16 protein-coding genes and 2 pseudogenes are annotated in these 24,828 nt (G+C 75.1%); 5 read left to right on the forward strand and 13 right to left on the reverse strand.

Features of this window, described 5'->3' with window-relative positions:
• Position 1: 1 nt before the first annotated feature.
• From ACIPXB_RS20275 to ACIPXB_RS20300, 6 genes are all read right to left on the reverse strand, one after another.
• Positions 2–1,900 carry a TOMM precursor leader peptide-binding protein gene (locus ACIPXB_RS20275; RefSeq protein ID WP_401451704.1) on the reverse strand — a complete coding sequence of 633 codons (1,899 nt, stop codon included), beginning with the start codon at positions 1,898–1,900 and terminating at the stop codon, positions 2–4.
• A complete protein-coding gene (locus tag ACIPXB_RS20280; protein WP_401451706.1) occupies positions 1,897–4,365 on the reverse strand; it encodes a hypothetical protein in 2,469 nt (822 codons plus the stop codon). The genes ACIPXB_RS20275 and ACIPXB_RS20280 overlap by 4 nt, the downstream gene beginning before the upstream one ends.
• Positions 4,362–5,822 (reverse strand): lantibiotic dehydratase C-terminal domain-containing protein, encoded by a 1,461-nt coding sequence (locus ACIPXB_RS20285; RefSeq protein ID WP_401451708.1) that lies wholly within the window; start codon positions 5,820–5,822, stop codon positions 4,362–4,364. Before ACIPXB_RS20285 ends, ACIPXB_RS20280 begins: the two co-directional genes overlap by 4 nt.
• The gene (locus tag ACIPXB_RS20290) at positions 5,819–8,635 is read right to left on the reverse strand and encodes a lantibiotic dehydratase (protein WP_401451710.1); all 2,817 of its coding nucleotides are present in this window, start codon (positions 8,633–8,635) and stop codon (positions 5,819–5,821) included. Before ACIPXB_RS20290 ends, ACIPXB_RS20285 begins: the two co-directional genes overlap by 4 nt.
• Before the next feature lie 121 nt (positions 8,636–8,756).
• Positions 8,757–8,939, reverse strand: coding sequence for a thiazolylpeptide-type bacteriocin (locus ACIPXB_RS20295; RefSeq protein ID WP_401451712.1), 183 nt, complete (start codon positions 8,937–8,939; stop codon positions 8,757–8,759).
• Positions 8,940–9,321: 382 nt separating this feature from the next.
• Entirely contained in the window at positions 9,322–10,026 is a 705-nt protein-coding gene (locus ACIPXB_RS20300; protein ID WP_401451715.1) for an ArsR/SmtB family transcription factor, read from the reverse strand.
• A gap of 57 nt (positions 10,027–10,083) precedes the next feature.
• On the opposite strand from ACIPXB_RS20300, the gene ACIPXB_RS20305 reads away from it, so the two are divergent.
• Positions 10,084–11,010, forward strand: coding sequence for a S41 family peptidase (locus ACIPXB_RS20305; RefSeq protein ID WP_401451717.1), 927 nt, complete (start codon positions 10,084–10,086; stop codon positions 11,008–11,010).
• On the opposite strand, the gene ACIPXB_RS20310 is transcribed toward ACIPXB_RS20305, so the two are convergent.
• Positions 10,991–12,811 carry a galactose oxidase-like domain-containing protein gene (locus tag ACIPXB_RS20310; RefSeq protein WP_401451719.1) on the reverse strand — a complete coding sequence of 607 codons (1,821 nt, stop codon included), beginning with the start codon at positions 12,809–12,811 and terminating at the stop codon, positions 10,991–10,993. The genes ACIPXB_RS20305 and ACIPXB_RS20310 overlap by 20 nt on opposite strands.
• Positions 12,812–12,815: 4 nt before the next feature.
• On the opposite strand from ACIPXB_RS20310, the gene ACIPXB_RS20315 reads away from it, so the two are divergent.
• Positions 12,816–12,965, forward strand: a complete 150-nt coding sequence (locus tag ACIPXB_RS20315; RefSeq protein WP_401451721.1) for a hypothetical protein — start codon at positions 12,816–12,818, stop codon at positions 12,963–12,965.
• 110 nt (positions 12,966–13,075) lie between these two features.
• Here the strand turns inward: ACIPXB_RS20315 and ACIPXB_RS20320 are convergent, their stop codons facing one another.
• Entirely contained in the window at positions 13,076–13,453 is a 378-nt protein-coding gene (locus tag ACIPXB_RS20320; RefSeq protein ID WP_401451723.1) for a hypothetical protein, read from the reverse strand.
• Between the two features lie 219 nt (positions 13,454–13,672).
• On the opposite strand from ACIPXB_RS20320, the gene ACIPXB_RS20325 reads away from it, so the two are divergent.
• Both ACIPXB_RS20325 and ACIPXB_RS20330 read left to right on the forward strand, forming a co-directional pair.
• Positions 13,673–15,895 carry a SpoIIE family protein phosphatase gene (locus tag ACIPXB_RS20325; protein WP_401451725.1) on the forward strand — a complete coding sequence of 741 codons (2,223 nt, stop codon included), beginning with the start codon at positions 13,673–13,675 and terminating at the stop codon, positions 15,893–15,895.
• Positions 15,892–18,615: a SpoIIE family protein phosphatase gene (locus ACIPXB_RS20330; protein WP_401451727.1), complete on the forward strand. Its 2,724-nt coding sequence runs from the start codon at positions 15,892–15,894 to the stop codon at positions 18,613–18,615. Before ACIPXB_RS20325 ends, ACIPXB_RS20330 begins: the two co-directional genes overlap by 4 nt.
• A 55-nt stretch (positions 18,616–18,670) precedes the next feature.
• Here the strand turns inward: ACIPXB_RS20330 and ACIPXB_RS20335 are convergent, their stop codons facing one another.
• Positions 18,671–20,740, reverse strand: a complete 2,070-nt coding sequence (locus ACIPXB_RS20335) for a SpoIIE family protein phosphatase (RefSeq protein ID WP_401451729.1) — start codon at positions 20,738–20,740, stop codon at positions 18,671–18,673.
• A gap of 248 nt (positions 20,741–20,988) precedes the next feature.
• On the opposite strand from ACIPXB_RS20335, the gene ACIPXB_RS20340 reads away from it, so the two are divergent.
• A complete protein-coding gene (locus tag ACIPXB_RS20340; protein WP_401451732.1) occupies positions 20,989–21,612 on the forward strand; it encodes a histidine phosphatase family protein in 624 nt (207 codons plus the stop codon).
• 36 nt (positions 21,613–21,648) lie between these two features.
• On the opposite strand, the gene ACIPXB_RS20345 is transcribed toward ACIPXB_RS20340, so the two are convergent.
• From ACIPXB_RS20345 to ACIPXB_RS20360, 4 genes and pseudogenes are all read right to left on the reverse strand, one after another.
• The gene (locus ACIPXB_RS20345) at positions 21,649–22,275 is read right to left on the reverse strand and encodes a DsbA family protein (protein ID WP_401451735.1); all 627 of its coding nucleotides are present in this window, start codon (positions 22,273–22,275) and stop codon (positions 21,649–21,651) included.
• Positions 22,276–22,330: 55 nt separating this feature from the next.
• Positions 22,331–23,293: a class A beta-lactamase gene (bla, locus tag ACIPXB_RS20350; protein WP_401451738.1), complete on the reverse strand. Its 963-nt coding sequence runs from the start codon at positions 23,291–23,293 to the stop codon at positions 22,331–22,333.
• A 130-nt stretch (positions 23,294–23,423) separates the two neighbouring features.
• Positions 23,424–23,996: pseudogene (locus tag ACIPXB_RS20355) on the reverse strand (GNAT family N-acetyltransferase); the annotation flags it as partial.
• Positions 23,997–24,063: 67 nt separating this feature from the next.
• Positions 24,064–24,828, reverse strand: a pseudogene (locus ACIPXB_RS20360) (RNA-guided endonuclease InsQ/TnpB family protein); the annotation flags it as partial.

Below are 24,828 nucleotides of genomic sequence, written 5' to 3' on the forward strand. Positions count from 1 at the left end.
GTCAGGGGAACGGGTGCGGGTACGGGGCCAGGTCCGCGGGGCGCAGCGGGCGGGCGGTGCGGCCGAGCCGGTACGGGACCTCCAGCAGCCGGGGCAGGCCGCTGATCCGGCGGTTGTGGTGGCCGAAGGTCATGGGCAGGGTGCCGGGCACGATCACCTTCGCGCAGTGCAGGCCGAGGCCGTCGCGGATGCCGGGCTCGTCCTGGCCGACGGCGATGACCTCCAGGCCGAGGCCGGCCAGCCGCCGTACGGTCGTCTCCAGCAGCCCGGTGAGGTCGGCGACCGGTTCGGGGGCCCCGGGCCAGACGTCGTCCCAGGGCCGTTCGGGGGCGGGGGCCAGCAGGAACTCCAGGCGCGGCAGGGCCTCGGGCAGGGTGTTGACGCCGACGTGGTCGTCGAGGGAGAGGACCAGGTCGGGGTCGTCGAGCAGGGGGCGCAGGCGGTGCGGGTCGCGGGGGCCGCCGGCGGCCAGGGAGCGGTGCGGGGCCTCGTGCACGTTGGTGACGACCTCGGCGACGGCGGAGCGGATCGCGGCGCGCGGGTCGTGGTGGGCGCCGGCGGCGACGAAGGCGCGGGGGGCGTCGGGGTGGCTGCCGCGGTAGTGGCAGACGGCGATGACGGCCGGGACCGCGAGGTCGTCGGTGGCGTCGAGGAGGATCAGCTCGTAACCCATGAGGGCGGCGCGGTCGGCGAGTTGGAGGCTCTCGGCGTCCTCGGCCGGGAGGGATACGCGGCGCAGGGGGGCGGCGGCGTACCAGGCCATGAGGAAGGCGTCGCGCTCGGCGACCTCGAAGAGGCCGTAGAGGACGGCCTCTTCGGGGCTGTTGCCGAGGCCGCAGCCGTTGGAGGACTCGTAGACGACGCGCGGGCCGGTGCCGGGCACGTCCCAGTAGGCGACGTGTTCGGGGACGGCGACGGTGCGTCGGTGGGTCAGCGACCAGCCGTGCACCCAGTCGAGGACGAGGTCGGGGTGGTAGGGGACGGTGGTGGCGGCGGGGTGGGTGTGGGCGTCGGGCTCGGGCAGCCCGAGCCGGCGCGGGTCGAGGGCGCGGTCGGGGCCGAGCTCGGCGAAGGAGGCGCGCAGGGCGGTGCGGCGGCCGGTCGGGCGCATGCCGGCGTACCGCTCGACGGCCTCGAAGAGCGCGACGCGGGCGCTGTGTTCGTAGTCGGTGCCGCGGCCGTATCCGCCGTCGTCGACGGGCCGGCCGTCGGTGACGAGGGCGGTGGTCAGGGCGAAGGCGGAGTCCTCGGAGCGGGTGAGGCGGCGGACCGGTCCGAAGCGTTCGTCGTGCAGGGCGGCGCGCAACGCGGCGGGGGCGGTACGGGGGTTGGGGGTGCGCAGGACGTACGGGTCGGGCAGCGGGCGGGGCGAGGGGGACAGCCGGGCGGCGGCCGCGGTGTCGGGCGGCAGGGGGCGGCAGACGGCGCAGCCGCCGATGGGGCGGACGCGGTGCGTGGACCAGGTGGCGCGGCCCTGGTGGAGGAGGTGGACGGTGGCACCGTCGGGCTCCCCGGCGGCGGGCGGCGGCTCGTCGAGCAGGTCGCGGGCGAGGGCGGCCAGGGCGAGGGCGAGGGCGGGGGTGAGGGTGCCGGCCAGCCGCATGCGCGGGCTGAGCAGGGGGACCCGGCCGCCGGTGGTGGCCAGCCGCTGGTACTCGGCGCAGCACGGACAGGCGGCGGCGCCGGGCCGCAGGACCGGTCCGAGAACGGCGAGCGGCCCGTCGCAGCGGATGGGCAGGAGCGTGACGGGGTGGCCGAGGGCATGCCGGGTCAACTCCTCGGCGAGCCCGAGGGTCCAGTCGTCGAGCAGCACGACGGCCCGTCCGTGGACGCGCCGCAACGCCGCGCGCGCGTCGACCACGGGGACTCCGGACGGGGCGAGGACGTCGGCAAGTGTCACGGCTTCCCTCCGGTGACGCGCAGCACGGTGAACCCGCAGGCGATCAGGGCACGGACGAGGGGGTGCGGGGGGTCGGACCCGGGGTCGTCGGCGGCCGGGGCCGCGCCGATGGGGTCGCCACCGGAGCCGGTGGCCCAGCCGGGGGCGCTGGCCGGAGCCGCGCCGGGGACCGGAGCCGCGTTGGGGGCGGTGGCCGCGCCGGCACGCGGTGCCGCGCCGGGGTCGGAGGCTGAGTCGGTACGCGGTGCCGCGCCGGTGGCTGGTGCGGCACCGGGGGCGGTGGCCCGGTCGGTGCCCGGGGCCGCTGAACCGGCCGGCGCTGTCGCCCGGGTGGCCCCGGCAGGACCGGACGGCCCAGACGGCCCGGTCAGCGCGCTCACTCCGGCCGACCCCGCTGCCCCGGTCGGCCCGGAGGAGCTGATCAGCCCCGACGGCCCGGAGGACCCAGCCGACATGGAGGACCCGGTCGGCGCGGTCACCCCGGACGGCCCCACGGGCCCGGTCGGCACCGACGGCCCGGCGAGCCCGGATGCCCCGGGCCGGTCGGAGAACCCGGAGGGCCCGGACGACCCGGTCGGCACGGTCAGGCCGAGCGGCTCCGGGGGTCCGGTCGGACCGGCCGGCTCCGCGGGCTCGGTCGGACCGGTCAGGGCAGGCGTCCCCGGGAGTTCGGTCAGGCCGGTCAGAAGGCGTAGGGCGTGCTGGAGGCCGGGCTCGCGGGCGGCCAGGGCGGCCTGCCAGCCCGCACGGCTGCCCTCGTCCTCCCAGGTGGCCAGCGGCTCACCGGCCGCCGCGAGCGGGGCGCAGGATCCGTCCGGCACGGCGCGGACGGGGCCGGACGCCACGGCCCGGATGCCCGCGCCGAGCGCGGCGAAGGCGGCGGCATCGCCCGCCGTGGCCTCCACGGCACGGGCGACGATGCGCCGGCCGGCCGCGTCGAAAGCGTCGACGCGGGCGCTGAACAGCGGCTGCCCCGGGTCGGGTTGACGTACGGTCATGCACGCCTGAAGCCCCAGACGTTCGGTGAGGGTGCGCCACCAGTGGGCGGCTTGCGGATGCGCCTGCCAGACGTCAGGGGAGATCAACTCCCCCTTCAGTCCGTACGGAAGGCGGGCGAGGCGGGCCAGTGCGGCACGGCGCAGGGCCCGGCCGGTGGCGTGTCCGGGGTCCGCACCTACCACCACCGGGCCGCCACCGAGGCGCAGTTCGGCGGCGCGGCACAGTGCGTCGAGGCGCACGAGGTCGGTACGCGCACCGCCCGCGACGAGGGTCCCGTCCGGGGTGGCGCAGGAGACCAGGGCCACGGGCAGCTGGGGCAGCGCGCCGGGCAGGGGCGCGTCGAGCAGCCCCAGGTGCCGGTCCGTGAGCGCGTCGAGGCGGCGCAGGGCGTCGGCCAGGGTGACCGGCGGCGGCAGCACCTCGCGCGCGCCGGCGGGCCAGGGGCGGTACTCGGCGCGCGGCGGTTCGGTGGTGGCGACCAGAACGGCGGGCAGCCCGTCGATCAGACGCGGGTCCTCCCCCTCGCCGGCCGGATCCGGCTGCCCGCCGACGGCACGCATCAACCGGTGCGCGGTGGCGGCCCCGACGAGCGCGGCGAGCGTGGAACCGGCGGCCGGGGCTCCGTCCCGGGCCGTGGGCGAGTCCGGGACGGCGTACGCGCGGGAGGCCGGTGCAGGGGCGTCGGGAGCGGCGAGCCGGGCCGTCAGAGCGGCCACGTCGGCGCGGACCCGGTCCGGGGGGCCGGGCTCCGTGACCACCGCGAGGCCACCCACCATGCTCGCGGCCACGGCCAGACGACCGTCCACGGTCTCCAGAACGACCTGCCCCGGCGGGGCGGCCGGGTCGACGGTGACGCGTACGGAACCGGCGGGGGTATCGGCAGCCGGAACTCCGGTCGCGGCAACCGTATCGGCCGCGAGGAGGGGGCCCGGAGCAGCGTCCGCCGGAGCCGGGGCAGCGGACGACAGCCGCACGGGGACGCCGGACCGCTCCGGGGCGGCGGACGGCGGCTGCGCGGGGGCAGGGGGCCGGGACGGGGTGGTGGACGGTGGGTACGCGGGGGTGGGGGTGGCCGTGGGGTGGGAGGTCAGGGCTTCGGCGGCCGCTCGGGGCAGGGGGGCGTCCGGGCGGCGGGCCAGGATGCGGACCGGGGTCGGGGGGTGGGGGTGGGGGTCGGCCTCCGGTACCAGCAGGTCGTGTTCGTCGAGGTGGGCGACCAGGACGCCCAGGGCCCGCCGGGCCGCCGAGCCCACCGGGGCGCGGTCCTCCAGGGTCGCGAGGTCGCCCGTACGCAGGGCCTCGGCGAGCAGGTTCCACAGCGCGGGCAACGCCCGGCTGCCTTCCAGCGTGACGTGCGAGGCGCGTCCGCGCAGGTGCAGGCCGTCGGTGAGCGGGGTGACGGCCGTCCCCGGCCGCAGCCGGCGGCCGGCGAGGGCGTCCCTGAGCGTGTCCTGGTCGGGGCTCACCGCCGGTGCTCCATGACGTCGATGACGTCGTTGATCACCTGGCGCCAGTCGCAGCCCGTGACCTCCTTGACCGCCCGCGTGACCAGGTAGGCGGCCAGATAGCGTTCCAGCGGCCGGACGTCACAGATCATCAGCAGCTGGTACAGCGCGTTGGTGCACGCCCGGTAGACCAGGTACTCAGGCCGACTCCACATCCGGCCCTCGGGATCGGAGCGGCGCAGCAGCTGGTGGAACTCGCTGTAGTCCGTGCGGATGTCCTGGTTCCAGCGGACCACCGCGTCGGCGTGGCCGGTGGCGGCCGCGCGGACCCGGTACTCCAGCGGCAGTCCGTGCAGGTCGGCCCCCGCCGTCAGCCGGTCCTCGGTCAGCCGCCAGGCCTGCGCGGACCAGTGGGCCCACTCCTGCTCCCAGGGCGTGGTACGGCCGTCCGCGATCCGTGCGACCAGCGCGGTGACCGCCCCGGACGTGCGCTGCCAGCGGCTCTCGAAAGCGGCGCGCAGGGTGCCGTCCGGATCGTCGTACAGGAGGAAGTCCTCCAGGTGGGACACGTAGCTGAAGTGGCCGCCGGGCAGCCCCTCGCCGGGGTAGACGCAGGCGTGGGCGGTCAGGACGGCGGCGGCGAACTGCACCCGGGCGGCCGCGCCGTCGTCATGGGCCCCGAGGAACGCGGACCCGGCGCGCAGGGCCGGGCGGCCCAGCCGCAGCAGGTCCCCGCGCAGGGCGGTGCCGTCGGCACCGATCAGGCCGCGCAGGGCGGCGAGGTCGACGCGTTCGACCCGTACGGTGTTGTCGGCGACGATCGGCCCGTAGGGCGGGGCGATGAGCTCGGCGCGGCCGGCCCGGGCCGCCTCGGCGAGGAGCTCGTCGGTGCCGGGGCCGCCCTGGGAGGGGTGGTCGGCGATCCAGGCGCGTACGGTGCGTGCGGCGTCCTCGGCGGCCCGCGCCACGTCGGTGGCGCGCTCGGGCGGCCCCTGGAGGCGCAGCCGCAGGTGCGGGCCGTAGAGCCAGTGGCGTTCGACGTGGGCGGTGAGGCCCTCGGCCTCGTACCGCTCGGCGAGCGGCAGGATCGCGCCGCGCAGCAACGGGCCCTTGCGGTCCTGGTGGTAGTAGGCGACGACGTCGCGGGCGCGGGCGTCCGTGGGGGCGAGCCCGTCCGCAGGGGCGAGCCCGTCCGCGGGGGTGAGCGGGTTCGCACGGGCGAGGGCCTCTGCGGGCGCGAGCCCGTCCGCGGGGGCGAAGGCCTCGGCGGGGGCGAAGGCCTCGCCGGGGGCCAGTGCGTCCGCGGGGGCCAGTGCGTCCGCGGGGGCCAGTGCGTCCGCGGGGGCGAAGGACTCTGCGGGGGCCAGTGCGTCCGCGGGGGCCAGTGCGTCCGCGGGGGCGAAGGACTCTGCGGGGGCCGACGCGTCCGCGGGGGCGGCCCCCGACGTGGGCCGGGTGGACGGGGTGGGGCGGGTCATGTGGGGCTCCCCTCGCGGTAGGTCTCGACGACGAGTTCGACGGCGCGGGCCGGGCGGTCACGGCCGCCGGGGGCGGGCAGGGCCTCCTCCAGCACGGCGCCGTCGGTGTGCCGGGCGAGCCATTTGCCGAGGCAGCGCAGGTGCAGGGCGTTGCCCAGGTCCAGGAACTGCGGTTTGGGCCGGCGCAGCCCGGCCAGGAAGGTGTCGGCTGCCTTGCCCGAGGGGGCGACGACGGGCGCGGGGCACAGGAAGAGCTGGTCGGGAAGGTCCAGCAGGGCGCGCCAGCGGGCGACGGCAGCGGCCGGCAGGCCGGCGTCGTCGGCGGCGAGTTCGGCTCGCAGCCGCGCCAGCACCCCGGCGTCCAGGTACCAGCGACGCCGCCGCAGGACGAGATGGCGGTGGCGCAGCCGCGCGGTGCGGACGACGTGGCCGCCGGGGGCGGGCAGGGTCCGCGCGGGGACGAGGGCACTGAAGTCGACGACTCCGCACGGGTGGTCGCTGAGGTACGGGGCCAGCCGGTGCGGCAGCATGACGGGCGCGAGGAAGCCGAGGTAGAGGACGTCGAGCAGTTCGCCGGTGGTGCGCAGCCGCAGCCGGACGTCGTCGCCGACCGGATCGTGGACGAGGTCGACGTCGGACTCTGCGAGGGAGGTCCAGCGCCGGTCGGGGCCGATCTCGTCGGGGACGAGCAGCGGGTGGAGGTTGGCGTTGAAACCGCCGACGGGACGTACGGCGGCGGCGCGGGCGCGCTCCCCGAGGCCGGCCCGGATCCGGGCGGCGACCTCGGCGGCGGCGCCGGGGTCCATCGCGTCGAGGAAGCGGCTGGTGAAGCGGCCCCAGCCGCCGTAGACGTGGTTGACGCAGAGCAGGCCGTCGGCGGTGTCGCGCTGGACGAAGTACGCGTAACTGGCCGGGCGTCGCCGGGCCCAGCCGGGCAGCCGGGACCCGAGGCCGCGGACGAGCCCGGCGGGGAGGGTGACGTCGTACGCGCCGGGGGCACCGGTGGCGCTCTCGCGTACGGCGTCGGTCACGGTACGGCGCAGCGCGGCGAGTTCGGTGAGGCCGGCGGGCCCGGTGCCGGGGGTGCCGGGTGCCGCGGCGGTGAGCCGGGCGGCCTCCTCCCAGGCCTCGGCGATCTCGGCGCCGAACTCCCAGGGGTTCGGACAGGTGCCGCCGGCGCCGTAGCGGGCCACGAACCGGTCGCGCGTGACGCGCCGCATGACGTGACCGAGGTCGAACACCTCGGCCAGCGCGGTGACTTCGGCGAGCGCGGCGTGGTCGGCCGGGCCGAGGAGTCCGTCGAGGTCGAGGGGGGCGGGGGCCACGACGTCCTCGCTGAGGACGTCCGGGCGAGCGGTCGCGGTGGGGACGGGCCGGCCTGCCGCGGTCAGCAGGGTGTCCCAGCGTGCGGCGAGGGCGGTGAGGGCGGCCGGGCGTTCGGGAGCGGGTAAGGAGGCGAAGGCGGCGGTGTCGCGGGCGATCTCCTCGACAAGGTCGGCCAGTTCGGCGCCGGGAGCGGGGGCGCCAGCGGGGGCGGCAGCAGCGGCGGCGGGTTCGCCGGTCGTGGGCGACGTGGCCCGGAGCCAGGCGGCGAGTGCGGTGAGCGGGTCCGCGTGGTGGGGGTCCACCGGGTCGGTGGGAACCAGCAGTCCGGCGTCGAGGAGACGCAGGAGGAAGGCGGCGGCCGCTCCCCCGCCCTCCGTCTCCGCCGCCGGCTCCCCCGTCGGCCGGCCGAGCGCTGCGTTCAGACGGCCGGTCAGCTCCCCGAGGGACGAGGGGGTGTCGGTCGCCGCGGCGATCAGGCGCAGCGGGGCGGAGGCCGCCAGCTCGATCTCCTCCTCGGTGGTCGTCAGATGCCGCCCCCCGGTGAACACCAGGCGCCCGCCGGTGTGGGCCGCCCGGCCGTCGCGGATCCGGGCGGTGCTGGTCATCCGCAGGAGCAGGGCGGCACGGCGGGCGGGATCCGCCACGAGGGCCGCCACGAGCGCGGTGACCAGGGCCCGATTGGCCCGCACGACGGATGTGAACGGCATCCCGCCAGGACCACCGTCGCCCCAGGCGGCCGTGGCCAGGTCGGCCGCGGCGGCCCCGCCGGCCACGGCGTGGGCCGGGTCGGCCGGGTCGGCCGGGGAAGCGGCGGTGGGTTCGGGGGTGTGGGCCCAGGCGACCGCCGTGAACCAGGACAGCGGGCTGGTCTTGGTGCTCGCCCGCAGGGCGTAGCGCAGGACGCCGGGTTCCTCCTTGCGGGCCCTGCGGTCGGCGGCGCCCGCGCCGGCGCGGGTCACGGCTCGCAGCAGGTCGGGGCTGATCAGCGCCACGGCCCGGGCGAGCGCCGGTTCCCGGCACAGGGCGGACAGCGCCGTGCGTTCGGCGGTCAGGGCGGGCCCGGCGGCCCGTTCCAGGGCGGCGTACAGGGCGGCCCGCTGCTCGCGCAGGGTGAGCCAGGCGGCGAGCTTCGGCACCCGGTGCGGCAGGTCGCCCAGGCGTTCGAGGAGGGCGGGCTGCGGTGGGCGTCCGTTGTGCAGAGCGCGCCGCAGGGGCAGTACGACCCCCTGGTGGAAGGCACGGTCGTGGCCGTCCCGGCTGTCGTACAGGGCGTCGCAGAGACCGGGCAGCAGCTCCGACTCCGTGGCCCACAGCGAGGTCAGCCCGTCCAGGGCCGCGCGGAAGTCCACGGCGGACGGGCTCTGCGCGGGGTGGCGCAGGACGGTCGCGCGGGCGAGGGCGAACGGCGAGCCGCACACGCGGTAGCGGGTGGGCGCGGGGCCCTGGTCCCCGGGGGCGGCAGCGCGCGGCGCTGCGGAGTGCGGCATGGCGGAGGTCTCCTCGACTGCGGTCGACGCGGCCCTCCCGGCCCGGGGCGGTCCGCCGCCGCGGGCGCCGCGGGACGGGAGGGGTGGTGCGCGGGTGGTGCTGACGGCGCGACGGCTCCCGTTACACCGGGTACGGGTACGGGTGCGGGTGCGCGCAGGACGAGGACCCGCAGGAGCAGGAGCTGCCACTGTTGGACGCTCCGGTCTCCGGAAGCGCGACGGTGTCGCGCATGGAGGTGACGGTCAGAGCGCCGAGGTCCAGGTCGTTCTCGTCGAAAGTCATCGTGTCGATGGTGTCACCCATAAATGCCTCCTGAGAATTATTCGGGAAATGGGGCGGTGCCGGCGACCCTCCTCCGATCGGAGGACCGGCCGCTGAAGAAAGCGTAGAGGGATTATCGAGCGATTCTGCGGCCGCTCGCGAAATGGCTTTGAGTCGATGACGCCCTCACCGCCACCAGGGGTCGGGACGACATGGGAATTCGAGCGGAATTCCAGCCGGAGGCGGTCGCTATTCGTCGGGAAGACCGGCGTAATTCCAGCCGGAAATCGACGATATGAAACAGTGGAAAATGGGCAGGGGCCCGCGGGTCCGGGGCCCGGATGATTCGCCGTCACGCGAATACGGCGGCGCCCGCCACCCCGGTGGGAGCGGCGGGCACCGTATGCCGTGTGGACACACCGCGTCACACGGAGGGCGATGCCTGCTCGTACATCGCCACGAGGACGCCGTGCACGGGTTCTCCTTCGGGTTCCTGTTCCGCCTCGTCGACCAGCCGGGTCAGGGCTTCGCCGAGTGCGCGCGCCCGGTCGGGGCTCAGCCGCAGGTGGCGCAGGCGCAGTGCGTGCTCGCCCGTCGAGCGGTCGAGTTCCTGCGCGAACGCGCCGAGCATGGCGGCGGTGCCGGCCGCCTGGGGTTCGGCGACGAGCATGCTGCGGGCCGTGCGCTGGTAGTACTGCTCGGTACCGCCGCGGACCTGGCGGGTCGCGGCGATGCGGATCAGCCCGGCTTCGCGCAGCACCTTGAGGTGGTGGGCGAGGTTGCCCTTCTTCGCGTCGAGCTGGACGGCCAGCTGGCTGACCGTCGCCGGGCGCTGGCCGAGGGCGAAGAGCAGTCGCTGGCGCAGCGGGTGGGCGAGGGCGGCGAACTGCTCGGGCGCGACGATGTGCAGCACGTCCTCGGGCGGTTCGGGGGCCGGGGCCGGGTCCGCCCGCAGGTCCGGGGCCGTCCCCGCGCCCGGGTCAGCCCCCGGGACCGTGCCCCGGTCCGGGGGCGGTGCCGTGCCGCCCGGGTCCGTGCCCGAGTCCGGCGGCGTCCCGCCCGCCGGATCTGCCGCGTCCACCGCGTCCACCGTGTCCGCTGCGCCTGCTGTGCCTGCCGCGTCTGCCATGGGGAAAGTGTCTAACGCTCTTGACGCTTTCGCAAGACCGGTGATCTACTCCTCGCCATGCCGAACCCGACTGATCTGCAACCCGCCCGCATCATCGACGAGTTGGCCCGCCTGGTGGCCGACCACTACGTGTTCCCCGACGTCGGCCTCGACCTCGCCGCCATGCTCCGCCGCCGGCTCGCCGAGGGCGCGTACGACGTACCGGCCGCCGAGGAGCTCGGCCGGTTGGTGACCGCCGACCTCCAGGCCCGGTGCGGCGACCGGCACCTGCGACTGACGTACCACCCCGACCAGGTGCCGTCCGGCCAAGGGGAGGCGGTGGCCGCGCAGATGCGCCGCGAGTACGACGCGTCGCTGGGCGGCGTACCGCGGCTGGAGCTCCTGGAGGACGGGGTGGCGGTCCTGGAACTGGCCCCGTATCTCTTCCCGTTGGAGTGGGCCGCCGAGCCGGTGGGCGCCGCGCTGTCCCTGGCCTCCCGCGCCAGGGCGCTCGTCCTCGACCTGCGCCGCGACCTCGGCGGCTCGCCCGACACGGTCGCCTTCGTCTGCGGCCACCTGCTGGACGAGCGGACCCACCTCAACACGATGCACTGGCGCGAGGGCGACCGCCGGGAGCAGTCCTGGTCGCCGCCGTACGTGCCCGGCCCGCGCTTCGGCGGACGCAAGCCCGTGTACGTGCTGACGAGCGACCGCACCTTCTCCGCGGCCGAGGAGCTGGCGTACGACCTCCAGCAGCTGGGCCGGGCCGTCGTGGTCGGCGAGGTGACGGGCGGCGGCGCGCACCCCCGGGAGGGCTGGACCCTGCACCCCCACCTGGAGGCCACGATTCCGGTGGGCCGGGCCGTCAACCCCGTCTCCGGCACGAACTGGGAGGGCACCGGGGTACGGCCGGACGTGCCGTGCGCCGCGGCCGACGCCCTGGACCACGCCCTCGGCCTGGCCCGCGCCGCCGTCGCGGACGCCCTCACGGCCGCCCGAGCTTGACCCATTTCGCCGTGCTGGGCACGCCCTTGGCGTCGAGGAGGAAGAGCATGTAGTACCCGGGCGGGGCGTCGGCGGCCGACGCGGGCGTGATCACTTCCAGCGCCTCGCCCGTGCGGCGGGCGATGCGCAGGTCCAGGTGCCGCTGGCTGGTGTTCACCGAGTGCGTGACGGTGGTGGGCGCCAGGAGTACGGCCCGCCGGACGGCGCCGGGGGTGGAGGTGGTCACCGTGAAGCGCGCGCCGTGGCCGAGGGCGGTCCCGGGGACGGTGTCGAGGACGGGGCGGGGGCCCTGGTGGAGGTAGGGCGGCTCGTAGATCTCGATGCTGCCGTCCATGTCGTCGGTGATGTCGGGGTCGTTGGCGATCTGCTGGAGCTCGTCGCCGGTGATCATGACGCGGCCGTCGGGGAGCACCAGGGCGTTGGAGTGGTAGCCGCGCGGCAGCCGCTGGGCGGGGCCCAGCCGCCAGCAGCCGCGGGCGTCGCGGGCCTCGGTCCGGCGGTACTTGAGGTCGGCGGCGGGGTTGAAGGGGCCGCTGCCGTAGTCACGGGTGTCCAGGGCTCCGTTGACGGTGAGGAGGGTGGCGTCCGGCAGCAGCAGGGTGTTGTCCTGGGTGCGGCCGAAGGCACGGGGCTGCTCGGTGGTCCAGCGGCGGCCCGAGAGCCGGTAGGTGTTCGGATCGCGCGGGTCGCCGCCGAGGACCAGCACGGAGTCGGGGCCGCGCAGGCCCGCCGGGAGCGGCACCGCGGAGCCGTAGTTGCGGTAGTCGCCGGGACGCCGGGGCAGGGTGGAGCGGAGCTCGGTGAACGGGCTGAAGACCCACTGCTGGTCGGCGTCGCGGCCCAGACCGTAGATCTTTCCGTCGCGCAGGGAGAACAGGTGCGGATAGTCGTTGCGGAACGGCGCGCTCGACCAGAAGCGGTCCGTGCCGAGGTTGCGGGGGATGTCGTCCTTGCCCCGCGGCACCGGATGGACCAGGGCCGGGAACCGCTCCACGACGGGGGTGGGGGTCCCGGTGCCGAGCTCGGACTGGCCCGACATGATGAGCTGGCGGCCGTCCGCCCCCGTGACGACGGAGGGGTACCAGCGGCCCACGGACATGTCGCGGTTCTGGTACCAGGTCTCGGTCCACGGGTCGAAGACGAAGGACAGCTTGGCGCCGCTGCCGCCCTTGCCGCCGCGGTTGCCGCCGAAGACCGCCAGTATGCCGTTGGGCAGGTAGGCGTGGCCGGAGCAGAAGAAGGGCGCGGGGCGGGGGATGCCGGTGCCGTCGGGGATGACGATGCGCGGCGGCGCGACGTTCGTGAAGGAATCCGGTCCGGTGCCGCGGGCCGGGTCCCACAGGAACGCGCGTCCGGCGTTGGTGCGGCCGACGATGTCGGTGGGGCCGGTCTCCTTGAAGGGGTTGGTCTCCACGCGCTCGAACGAGAAGAGCAGCACCTTGCCGGTGGGCAGCTGGGCGACGTGGACGCCGAAGTCGGGGGCGGGGAAGTAGTCCGTGAACCGGCCGTACGCGGCGGCGGCGAGGCCGGCGTTCGCCTCGCGCTGGGAGGCGGCCAGCGAGGCCAGGCCGGCGGTGCGCCTCGACTGCGGGTACTCGTCGGCCTCGGCCACCGCCCGCCGCTGGAGGGCGTGTTCACGGGCGTGCCCGGCACCGAGGGACCGGGCCTCGGCTGCGTCGGGGGCCGCCTCGCCCTCCGCGTCGTGGTGTGCGGCGGAACCGGGGGGCACGGCCCGGGCGGGTACGGCGGCCGGGGGGCCCATGGCCAGCAGGGCGGCGCACAGCAGCACCCCCGCGGACACCGAGATGGCCCTGCTGGTCCTGCTGGTCCTGCTCGTCCCGCTGGTCCCGCTGGTCCCGGTGGTCCGTCTCGTTCCGCTGGTCCGTCTCTTCCGGCTGGGCTTCATCTCGGCACCTTCGATCGTGCGCGTGGCGAACACCGAGGGCTCAGATTAAGAGACAATTCGGACATATCTGATCATTGACGGTGCGGGCAGTGCGGGCGATGCGGTTGCTGCGACCGGCATCGCCGGTGCGCGCCCGCCCGTACCCGTCGGCCCGGTGTGTCAGACCAGCCCGAGCGTCCGGGGCGGCAGGAACAGGTGCCCCGCGCGGTGCTGGGCGGACACCAGACGAGCACCGGCCGACCCGGGGTCCCGGGCGAGCAGGCTCCGCCGGTGGGCACAGTGCTCGCAACCGCGCGTCCAGCCGGGCAGCAGGTCCGTGTGGACCTCGGCGAGGTGCCGGGCCAGCCGGATCTGCGAGCCCGGACCCATGTCGAACGGGTCCCAGTCCACTCCGCGCTCCCCCGTCAGCCACAGCTCGGCCGTCAGCGCCTGGATGTCCTTCATCCGCTCGTACAGCCGATGGCACTCGCCGCACGCGAACATCCAGGCCGGCGGCAGCGGCCACACGCTGTCGGGGCTGAGGTCGTCGGCGCTCATGCCGTCCACCGTAGGCGGCGCGGCGCCACGCCGACAGCCGATCGGCCGAACCGGTGGGCGCGCGGGGCGGGGGTACGGCCCGGGGTGCCCGCCCGGCCCGCTGTCCCGCTGTCCCGCACCGGCCGCGATGCCCTGCGCGCACCCCGGGGGCAGCATGGAAGTACCGCCCGCCTGCGGCGAGCGGTCGTGCGAGGTGCCGGTGAACGGAGGGAGTCGCGTGTGACAGCCGAATCCTTCCGTGCCGAGGGAGGCGGGGCGAGCCGGACGGGGTGGCCCGCGGCGGAACCCGGACGGCCGGAGGAGGCACGAGGCCTGCTGGACGTGCTCGGCGTCGCGGCCGTGATCCTCGACGCCGAGGGGCGGATCCTGTTCTGGAGCCCGCAGGCCGAGGAGCTGTTCGGCTACACGGCGGCGGAGGCGCTCGGCCGGTACGCCGGGCACGTCCTGGTGGACGAGGACCACCTGGACCTGGTGATCCAGCTCTTCGCCGAGGTGCTGCAGAGCGGCGAGAGCTGGGCCGGGGCCTTCCCGATCCGCCACAAGGACGGCAGCACCCGCCTGGTGGAGTTCCGCAACATGCGGCTGACCGACGGTCTCGGGGACGTGTTCGCCCTCGGGATCGCCGCCGACCACACCACCGTCGAACGGGTGGAGGCCGACCTGGCGCTGTCCGAGCGGCTGGTCTCGCAGTCCCCCATCGGGCTGGCCCTGATGGACACCGACCTGCGGTACGTCCTGGTCAACCCGGCCCTGGAACGGGTCGACCGCATTCCGGCGCGGGACCACATCGGGCGGCACGTGCGCGACACGCTGCCCTTCCACGACGTGGACCGGGTGGAGGCGGCGCTGCAGCGGGTCCTGGCCACCGGTGAACCGCTGGTCGACCGGTACGTGGTCGGCCGCGCCCCGGGCCCCTCCCCCGGATCCTCCGAAGCCCCGGCCGCCGGCAGCGGGTCCTCGGGGCCCCCCGAAGCACCGCCCGCCGGATCCGGTCCCGCGGGCGCCCCCGGCGCCCTGGGCACCGCCGGATCCGGTCCCCCTGTCGCCGAGCAGGCCTGGTCCGTTTCCTGTTACCGCCTGGAAGGGCCCCGGGGGCGTGTGCTCGGGGTCGCCATCTCCGTGATCGACGTCACCGAGCGCCACCGTGCGGCCACCGAGGCCGACCGGGCGCGGCGGCGGCTGGCGCTGGTCGCCGACGCCTCCGCGCGCGTCGGCACCACCCTGGAGGTGGACCGGACGGCCCACGAGCTGGCCGAGGTCACGGTGCCCGCGCTCGCCGACGTCGCGGCGGTGGACGTACTCGACTCCGTCCTCTCCTGCCGCCGCCCCGGCGCCCCGGACAGCGGGCCGGAGCTGTTCCGGGCGCTCGCCGTCAAGGCCGCCTACCCGACCGAGGCGCTGGAGGCGGCCGACCCGGCCGGCGAGGTCTGCATGTACGGCGCCGACCGGCTGGTCACGCGGTGCGTGCACACCGGCCGCCCGGTCCTGGTCGGCCAGGTGCGCGAGGCCGATCTGGCCTCGATCGCCCGCAGCCCCGCGGCCGCGGCCCTGCTGGCGCGCGCCGGCCTGCACTCGTACCTCGCGGTGCCGCTGATCGCCCGCGGCGAGGTGCTGGGCGCCCTGGACCTCAAACGGGCCCGCAATCCGGAGCCCTTCGACGAGGACGACGTGATCCTCGCCGTCGAACTGGCCGCCCGCGCGGCGGTGAGCATCGACAACGCCCGCTGGTACCAGAGCGTGCGCAATTCGGCGGTCACGCTCCAGCGGAGCCTGCTGCCGGGGCATCCGCCGCACCCGGCCGGCCTGGAGATCGCCTCCCGCTACCAGCCCGCCCACGCCTCCAGCGAGGTCGGCGGCGACTGGTACGACGTGATCCCGCTGGCCGGCGAGAAGACCGCACTGGTCGTCGGGGACGTGATGGGCAGCGGGATCGACGCCGCCGCCACCATGGGCCGCCTGCGCACCGCCACCTGCGCGTTCGCCGACCTCGACCTCGATCCGGAACAGGTCCTCCAGCACCTCGACAAGATCACGGTGGGGCTGGAGCACTACATCGCCACCTGTCTGTACGCCGTGCACGACCCCGGGGCCGGCGAGGTCCGGATCGCCAACGCCGGCCATATGCCGCCCGCCCTGCTGCGCCTCGCCGGCGGCCCCGCCGAACTCGTCGACCTGCCCACCGGTGTGCCGCTCGGGGTCGGGGGCGTGTCGTTCGAGACGATCACCGTGCCCTTCGGCACCGGTGACCAGCTGGTCCTCTACACCGACGGGCTCGTCGAGACGCGTCACGACCCGATCGACGAACGCCTGGACGCACTGCTCGGCCTGCTGGACGACGTCCACCGGCCGCTGGAGGAGACCTGCGACGTGCTGCTCGACGCCCTGCGCCGTGCCGACGACTTCGACGACGTGGCGCTCCTGATCGCGCGGAGCCGACCGTGAGCCCCCGGCCGGACGTGCGCAGCCTGGCGGGACAGGTGTTCCTGCTCCAGGCGCTGATCGTGGTGCTGCTCGTCGCGGTGGGTTCGCTGGCGCTCGTCCTCCAGGCGCGCAACGACAGCGAGCTCGCCGCGCGGCAGCGCTCGCTGGCCACCGCCAGTGCCTTCGCGCAGGCCCCGGGCCTGGCGCAGGCCCTGGCGGCTCCCGATCCGACGGCCCTGCTGCAGCCGCGCGCCGAGGCCGCCCGGCGTGCCGCGGGCGTGGACTTCGTCGCGGTGATGACGATCGACGGCATCCGCTACACCGACTCCCGGCCGGAGCTGATCGGCCGGCGCGCCTCCGGTGACATCGCGCGGGCGGCCGCCGGCGAGTCCTTCACCGAGCTGTTCCGGGGCGAGCCGGGCGACGCGGTCCGGGCCGTGGTGCCCGTGCGGGACGCGCGCGGCACCGTCGTCGGACTGGTCGGTACCGGGATCGAGATCGGCAACGTCTCCGAGGTCGTGGAGAACCAGCTGCCGCTCCTGCTGGGCGCCGCCGCGGGCGCGCTGGTCCTGGCCACGGGCGGCGCCGCGCTGGTCAGCCGGCGGCTGCGGCGTCAGACCCACGGTCTGGGCCCGGTCGAGATGACCCGGATGAAGGAGCACCACGAAGCGGTGCTGCACGCCGTGCGCGAGGGCGTGCTGATCATCGGGCCGGACCAGCGGCTGGTGCTGGCCAACGACGAGGCCCGGCGGCTGCTGGACCTGCCGGCCGATGTCGAGGGCCGTCCGGTGACCGGGCTGGGTCTCGATCCGCGCACCACCGAGCTGCTGGTCTCCGGGCGGCCCGCGACGGACGAGGTGCACCTGGCGGGTGACCGGCTGCTGGCCCTGAACGTACGCCCCACCCAGCCGGACGGCCAACACCGGCCCGCCACCGTCATCACCCTGCGGGACTCCACCGAGCTGGCCGCGCTCTCGGGCCGCTCCGAGGTGGCCCGCAGACGGCTCGAGCTGCTGTACGACGCCGGGGTGCGCATCGGCACCACGCTGGACGTCCGGCGGACCGCCGAGGAGCTGTCGGAGGTCGTCGTCCCGCGCTTCGCCGACTTCGTCACGGTGGAGCTGCTGGATCCGGTGGTGCGGGGCGAGGAGCCGACGGGTGTGCACACCCAGATGCGCCGGATCGCGCTGTCCGGCGTACGCGACGACCCGCCGCTCCAGCCGCCGGGCGATCTGATCAGCTTCCACGTCGAGAACACGCCGATGGCCGCCGCGCTGTCGTCGGGGCACGCGGTGCTGGAGCGCGACCTGACCACGGCCCCGGGGTGGCGGGAGCAGGACCCGCCGGGGGCCGCGAAGACCCTGGCGTACGGCATCCACTCGCTGATCGCCGTGCCGCTGCAGGCCCGCGGCGTGGTGCTGGGCATGGCGAACTTCTGGCGGGCGGGCAGTACGGATTCGTTCGGCGAGGAGGACCTCTCCTTCGCGGAGGAGCTCGCGGCGCGCGCGGCCGTCTCGATCGACAACGCCCGCCGGTACACGCGCGAGCACGACATGGCCGTGACGCTCCAGCGCCGGCTGCTGCCCCGGGTGCTGCCCGAGCAGACGGCGGTGGAGGTCGCGTTCCGCTACCTGCCGGCGAAGGCCGGGGTGGGCGGGGACTGGTTCGACGTGATCCAGCTGCCCGGCGCCCGGGTGGCGCTGGTGGTCGGCGACGTCGTCGGGCACGGCCTGCACGCCGCGGCCACGATGGGGCGGCTGCGTACGGCGGTGCACAACTTCTCCACGCTGGACCTGCCGCCCGACGAGCTGCTGGGGCACCTGGACGAGCTGGTGGACCGGATCGACCGGAACGAGGACCGCAGCAGCGGGGAGCGCGGCGACGGGGAAGGCGGCGGCGAGGGCATCACCGGCGCCACCTGCCTGTACGCGGTCTACGACCCGACGTCGGGGCTGTGCACCATGGCCCGCGCCGGGCATCCCGGCCCGGCGCTGGTGCACCCGGACGGGGAGGTGGAGTTCCCGGAGGTGCCGGCCGGTCTGCCACTGGGCCTGGGGCTGGGCGGGATGCCGTACGAGGCGGTGGAGGTGCCGGTGCCGGAGGCGAGCCGGTTGGTGCTGTTCACCGACGGGCTGCTGACGGACCGGGCCCGGGACATGGATGCCGGTCTGGCGCTGCTGCGGCAGGCGCTGGCCCGGCCCGGGCGCAGCCCGGAGCAGACCTGCGCGGACCTGCTGCGCGAGCTGCTCTCCCCGGCGCCGACCGACGACATCGCCGTGCTGGTGGCCGGGACCCGGCGGCTGGACGCCTCCGCCGTCGCGGAGTGGGGGGTCACGACGGACCCGGCGGAGGTCTCCCGGGTGCGCAACGCGGCCGCCGACCAGCTCGCGGCCTGGGACCTGGACGCGATCGCCTTCACCACCGAGCTGATCCTGAGCGAGCTGATCACCAACGCCATCCGCTACGGCGGCGAGCCCATCCGGGTCCGTCTGGTCCGGGACCGCACGCTGATCTGCGAGGTCTCCGACAGCAGCAGCACCTCCCCGCACCTGCGGTACGCCGCCACGACGGACGAGGGCGGCCGCGGGCTGTTCCTGGTGGCCCAGTTCGCGGAGCGCTGGGGCACCCGCTACACCGAGCGCGGCAAGGTGATCTGGGCGGAGCTGGCCCTGACCGGCGAGGGCCCGGGCATGGCGCCGCTGGTCCCGAGCCTGGACGCGCTGGAGGACCTCGCCTGGTGAGACGCCCGGCGGCCGCCCGGTGAACCCCCGCCGGCCCCCCCTGTGAACCGTTTCCTCAGGTGCTTCCCAGGTCCCGGGGGCGGGCCAGCAGAATGGCCACGTCGTCCTGGGCGGGGTCGGGCAGGAGGTGTTCCAGGACGTCGTCGCAGATGCGGTCCAGGGGGCGGGCGAGGGCGCGCAGGGCCAGGGCGAGGTCGCTCATGCCCTGGTCGAGGTCCCGGTCGCGGGACTCGATGAGGCCGTCGGTGTAGAGCGCCAGCAGGCTGCCCGGGGGCAGCGGGACCGTTTCGGCGCGGAAGTCCCGGCCGCCCGTGCCCAGCGGGGTGCCGGCGGGGCCGTCGAGGAAGGTGACGGTGCCGTCGGGGGCGACCACGGCGGGCGGGGGGTGGCCCGCGCGGGCCACGACGCAGCCGCCGGCCGCCGGGTCGTGGACGGCGTAGACGCAGGTGGCCATCTCGTCGTCGCCGATCTCGGCGACCACGTCGTCCAGGGAGCGGAGCATCTCCACGGGCGGGACGTCGTGCCGGGCGAGGGTGCGCACGGCGGTGCGCAGCTGGCCCATGACGGCGGCGGCGTGGATGCCGTGTCCCATGACGTCGCCGATGACCAGCCCGGTCCGGCCGTCGGGGAGGGCGATGACGTCGAACCAGTCCCCGCCGACGTCGTGGTCGCTGGCCGGGAGGTAGCGGCCGGTGAGTTCGAGGTCGCGGACGGCGGGCAGGGCGCTGTTGGTGAGGCTGCGCTGGAGGGTGAGGGCCGCCTCGCGCTGGCTGGTGTACATGCGGGCGTTGTCGATGTTCAGGGCGGCGCGGCTGACGAGCTCGTCGATGAGGACGCAGTCCTGCTCGTCGAAGGGCTCGCGGTCCTTCATCCGGGTCACGACGACCGCGCCGAGTACGGTGCCGCGCGCGACGAGCGGGACCAGGCGCGCGGAGCCGACGTGGGCGACGAGGTAGGAGCGCAGGGCGTCGGCGCGCGGGTCGGTGATCAGGTGGGGGACGTCGGCGTGGCTCAGGTTCATGGGCCGTCCGTCGGCGATGACGTGCTCGTACACGGAACCGAGCGGGACCTGGAAGGTCATTCCCGGCACCAGCTTCGCGGTCGGGGCGGCCGGATCGGGGAAGGTGGCGGCCAGCCGCCGCACCAGGCCCTGCCGGCTCGCGCCCGGGTCGTCGGGGTCGAGGACGTCCTCCAGCAGCTGTACGTCGGCGGAGTCGGCCAGGCGCGGGACGAGGATCTCGACCATCTCGTGGGCGGTCTGGCGCAGGTCCAGGGTCGTGCCGATGCGGGCGCCGGTGTCGGCGAGCAGTGTCAGGCGCTGGCGGGCGGCCTGTGCCTCGACGAGCGCGTGCTCGCTCTCGGTGACGTCGATGACGGAGGCGATCAGGCCGAGGGCCCGGCCGGAACCGTCGCGCAGCGGCGCGTAGGAGCAGGACCAGGTGTGCTCGTGGCCGGGGTCGGCCGGGGTCCGGCCGGTGCGGCGGGCGTCGATGACGGGCGTACCGAGGTCGAGGACCTGGCGCATCATCGTCTCCAGCACCGTGGCGTTGACGCCGGGCACCACCTCGGTGAGGCGCCTGCCCACGTGGTCGGCGGCGCTGACGCCGTTCATCCTGGCCAGGGCCGCGTTGACGCGCAGGAACCGCAGGTCGGGGCCGAGGGTGGCGAGGCCGATGGGCGACTGGGTGAACAGGCTCTCCAGGGCGGCGAGGGCGTCGCGCATGCGCAGGACCTCGGAGGTCTCCACGGCCACCAGGAGGGCGCCGGTGCGGCCCTGCGGATCGGTGGCGGGCACGATCCACATCTCCATGGTGACCGGGTGACCGTCGCGGTGCCGGGCGGACAGGGTGCCGACGACGGTCTCGCCCGCGTGGACGCGGCGGGTCAGGTCGTCGGCGAGGTCGCGGTTGCCGTCGGGAACGAGCATCTGCGCGGCGGGCCGGCCGAGGACCTCGTCGGGCAGGTGTCCGAGCAGGTCCTGGGCGGCGAGGGACCACTCCACCACGCGCCCCTCGGCGTCCTCGCGCCAGAGGGCGATGGGGAGCAGCTCACTGAGCACGCCCGCGTACCCGACGGCTCGCCGGGGCTGCTCGGTGGTCCCTTTCGCCCACTGATGTGTGTCCAAGGCAACGACCTCAACCGAATGGGCACATTTCCTATCGAAAACACATTATCGGAGAGCCTTGGGCGGAGCCTCGCGGCGTGGCGGCCGGAGGACCGGCCGGGGATACGGGTGGCCGGGCCCGGGAACCGGGCGGGCGGGCCGGGGCGTCACCCTGATTGTTCATGATCACCGACATGCCGGCACCACGGCACCACGGCATCGCGGCATCACGGCACCACCCCATTGCAGCCGTCACGGAGGGTTCCCGCATGACCGCACAGGCCGCCCGCTACCTCTACCTGGCCCGGCACGGCCAGGCCACGGCCGACGAGAGCGAGCTGACCGCCGACGGCCGCCGGCAGGCGGAGCTGCTGGGCGACCGGCTGCGCGGCGTACCGCTCACCCGGATCTGGCACGGCCCGCTCCCCCGGGCCGCGCAGACCGCCGCCCTGGTGGCGGGCCGGCTCGACGGGGTCCCGCTGCGGGAGTCGGAGCTGGCCGGCGACTACGTCCCCTACGTGCCCGGACGTGCGGAGCTGCCCGCCGAGGCGGCGGACGCGCTGCTGGACCGGGTGGCCCGGTTCCCGGCGGCCGACCGTGAGCAGGGGCCCGCGCTCGCGCGGGCGGCGCTGGCCCGTTTCACCGGTCCCGTCCCCGGTGACGAGCCGCGCCACGAGCTGGTCGTCACCCACGCCTTCCTCGTCAGCTGGCTCCTGCGGGCCGCCCTCGACGCGCCGGAGTGGCGCTGGCTGGGGCTCAACCAGGGCAACGCCGCCCTGACGGTGATCCGCTACGCGCCCGGCCGGCCCTCGTCGGTGCTCGTCGCCAACGACATGGCGCACCTGCCGGCCGAGCTGCGCTGGACGGGCTTCCCGCCCGAACTCCGGGCGTGAGGACGTGAGGGAGAGGAGTGCGGGGGCCGTCCCCCGTCAGTCGAAGTTCAGGCCGCCCGTACGGGTCCGCTTGAGCTCGTAGAAGTCGGGGTAGGCGGCCAGCGTGCGGGCCGCGTCGAACATCCGGGCCGCTTCCTCGCCGCGCGGGATGGAGCTGAGGACCGGGCCGAAGAAGGCGACACCGTCGATGTGGAGGGTGGGCGTGCCCACGTCCTCGCCGACCGGGTCCATGCCCTCGCGGTGGCTGCGCCGCAGGTCCTCGTCGTACCGGTCGCTGTCGGCCGCCTTGATCAGCTCGGCGGGCAGCCCGGTCTCGGCGAGCGCCTCCTTGGCGACGGCGAGGAAGTCCTTGTTCCCGCCGTTGTGGATCCGCGCGCCCAGGGCCGTGTAGAGCGCGGGCAGCTCCTTCTCCCCGTGCTGCTGCGCGACCGCCGTGCAGATCCGGGTCAGGGCGAGCGAACGGTCCACCAGGTCGCGGTACCAGTCGGGCAGTTCGCGCTTCTCGTTGAGCACGTAGAGGCTCATCACCCGGAACCGCAGGTCGAGTTCGCGCAACCGCTCCACCTCCAGGATCCACCGGGAGGTGATCCAGGCGAACGGGCAGGCGGGGTCGAAGTAGAAGTCGACGCGGGCGGGCGGCTGGTCAGGTCGATTCGTCGTCACGCGTCCGACTCTGCCCGCTCGGCCGCCGCCCCGCCAGCCCGTTCCAACCTTCGGGTCACCGCAAGTGACGCTCCACCAGTTCGGCGGCCTTCGCGACGAGCGGATTGTCGGCGGGCGCGTCCGGGCCCGCCTCCGGCTTGGTCGTCAGGACGGCCAGGACGACCGGGGAGCGGCCGGGCGGCCGGCCCAGGCCGACGTCGTTGTTGGTGGCGTACTTGCCGCCGCCGGTCTTGTCGGCGATCCGCCAGTCGGCGGGCAGCCCCTTGCGGAAGCGCTCGCCGCTGGTGGTGTTGGCGAGCAGCCAGTCGGTCAGGCGGGCGCGGTCCGCGCGGCCGAGGGCGTTGCCGAGAACCAGGCGCGCGTACGTCCGGCCGATGGCGGACGGGGTGGTGGTGTCGGTCTCGCGGCCGGGCTCGGCGGAGTTGAGTTCGGGCTCCCAGCGGTCCAGGCGCGTGACGTCGTCGCCGGTCGAACGGCAGAAGTCGGTGACGGCCTGCGGGCCGCCCAGTTCGGTCAGGAGCAGATTGGCGGCGGTGTTGTCGCTGTAGCTGATGGCCGCCCCGCACAGTTCCTCGACGGTCATGCCGGTGGCCACGTGGTCCTTGGTCTTCGGCGCGTACCCGGACCGGTCGACGTCGTCCTGGGTGTAGTGGATGCGGCGGGCCAGGAACTCGCCGTCCCGGTCGAGGTCGCGCAGGACCGCCGCGACCGCCAGCGTCTTGAACACCGAGCACATCGGGAAGCGCTCGTCGGCCCGGTACCGCACGACCCGTCCGGTTCCGGTGTCGTAGGCGTACACGCCGAGGCGGGCGCCGTGTTCCGCCTCCAGGGCACGCAGCGCACGCCGGATGCCCGTCTCCCGGCCGCGGTCCTCGCGGGTACGGTCCTCGGGGATACGGTCCTGGCGGCCGGGCGGCGCGGCGTGGGCGGACCCCGCCATCGACACGGCGCCGAGCACCGCTGCGGCCCCCAGGGCCAGCGCGGTGCGGCGCGGCGGGCGGCTTCCCGTGGTCTCCACGATGACGTCCTCTCCTCGTACTCGTCACTCGACACTCGTTACGCGTCACTCGTTACGCGTCACTCGTTACGCGTCACTCGTTACGCGTCACTCGTCGGACAGGACGTCACATTCGCCCCTCTGGTTCCTTTCAGCCCCTCTCGCCCGGCCTAGGAGGATTTTCCGTTCCGGGTTCGTCGTCCCAGTCGGGGGCGGTGACGGTGCCGGCGAGCCAGTCGCGGCGCAGGACCGCGTACCCGACGGCGTCGTGGACGGCTCCGTCGACCCCGGGCCACGCGTCGCGGTAGTGGGCCTCCTTGACGTAGCCGCCGCTGCGGAACGTGCGGCGCATGGCGACGTTGTCCTGGCGGGTGGTGGCCTCGATCCGGGCGATCCGCGGGAATTCGGTGAACAGGTGGCGGGTCAGCCACGCCAGCGCCTCGCCCCCGATTCCCCTCCCCCGGTACGCCGGCGCGATCCGCAGGTCGAACAGCGGGGCGTTGTCCGGTGCGTCCGCCAGGTCCATCAGCCGGACGAGTCCGACCCGGTCCCCGGCCCGGCCGGGGAGGGTGATCCAGAAGGTCCGGTTCTCGTCTCCGTCGAAGGCGCCCGCGGCGAGTGACCTCCGGACCGCGTCCTCGTCGAGGACCGGCATGGCGTGGAACGGCCAGGTCCCGGCGGTCAGGAAGCGGACGAGGGCGTCGGCTTCGGCGTCGGAGGGTACGTAGGGCCGGAAGTTGGCTCCTCCCCTCCCTGAAGGGAGGGGATTCCTAGCTCACTTTGCCTGGCACCTAGCAGGTGGCAGGGCTTACAAGATCAGCACCAGCCGGGTTGAGACCAGCCCGGACGTGGGGGCACCTCCCAGCGGTAGCTGGGGGACATCACGCGGGCGGAGTTCTTGTCCCGGGGGGACACGGTTCCGCATGCGGTGCACGTGTACGTTCGTTCGGAAAGGGGGAGTGCGTGCTTGGCTCTCGCTCCGCACTGTGCGCAGTCCATGGTGGTGTGCGCGGGGTTGACCAGGTACACGGTCCTGCCGTGCTTGCGGGCCATCTCGATCAGAGCCGTCCTGGTGGCACCGATCGCGGCATCCGCCGCTTTGCGCGCCATGGTGGACTTCGCGAGGAAGGCCGGCTTGAAGTCCTCCACCGCCAGGTGGTCGAAATCCCGGACGACGCGCTTGGCCCATTTACGGCCGGTGTCCTGCCGCTGGCGGGCGATCTTCTTCACCACCTTCGCCGCGGCCTTGCGGGCCTTGCGGTAGCCGCCCGTCTCGGGCCGGTTCTTCGGCGTCGCGCGGCGGGCCATCATCCGCTGGTAGCGGGCGAGGTTCTGCGCGGCCGTCCTGCCGTGCTGGGCATGCGGGAGGTCATGGGCGTCGGACGTCGTGGTGGCGGTCTCCCTGACGCCCCAGTCGATACCGATGGCGCGGCCGGTCTCCGGCAGGGCCTCGGTCACCGCGGCGACCACGAACGAGCAGTACCAGTGCCCGAGGCTGTCGCGGTACACCCGCACGCTGGACGGGGGCTGGGGAAGGTCCCGCGACCACACCACCG

The organism is Streptomyces sp. NPDC090022 (genome assembly GCF_044748145.1).
Taxonomy (GTDB): Bacteria; Actinomycetota; Actinomycetes; order Streptomycetales; family Streptomycetaceae; genus Streptomyces.

Excerpts from the sequence above, each read along its gene's own strand:
- ACIPXB_RS20285 (WP_401451708.1), bottom strand. The coding sequence starts at position 5,822 with ATGACCCGCCCCACCCCGTCCACCCGGCCCACGTCGGGGGCCGCCCCC.
- ACIPXB_RS20290 (WP_401451710.1), bottom strand. The coding sequence starts at position 8,635 with ATGCCGCACTCCGCAGCGCCGCGCGCTGCCGCCCCCGGGGACCAGGGC.
- ACIPXB_RS20295 (WP_401451712.1), bottom strand. The coding sequence starts at position 8,939 with ATGGGTGACACCATCGACACGATGACTTTCGACGAGAACGACCTGGAC.
- ACIPXB_RS20300 (WP_401451715.1), bottom strand. The coding sequence starts at position 10,026 with ATGGCAGACGCGGCAGGCACAGCAGGCGCAGCGGACACGGTGGACGCG.
- ACIPXB_RS20305 (WP_401451717.1), top strand. The coding sequence starts at position 10,084 with ATGCCGAACCCGACTGATCTGCAACCCGCCCGCATCATCGACGAGTTG.
- ACIPXB_RS20315 (WP_401451721.1), top strand. The coding sequence starts at position 12,816 with ATGGCCCTGCTGGTCCTGCTGGTCCTGCTCGTCCCGCTGGTCCCGCTG.
- ACIPXB_RS20320 (WP_401451723.1), bottom strand. The coding sequence starts at position 13,453 with ATGAGCGCCGACGACCTCAGCCCCGACAGCGTGTGGCCGCTGCCGCCG.
- ACIPXB_RS20340 (WP_401451732.1), top strand. The coding sequence starts at position 20,989 with ATGACCGCACAGGCCGCCCGCTACCTCTACCTGGCCCGGCACGGCCAG.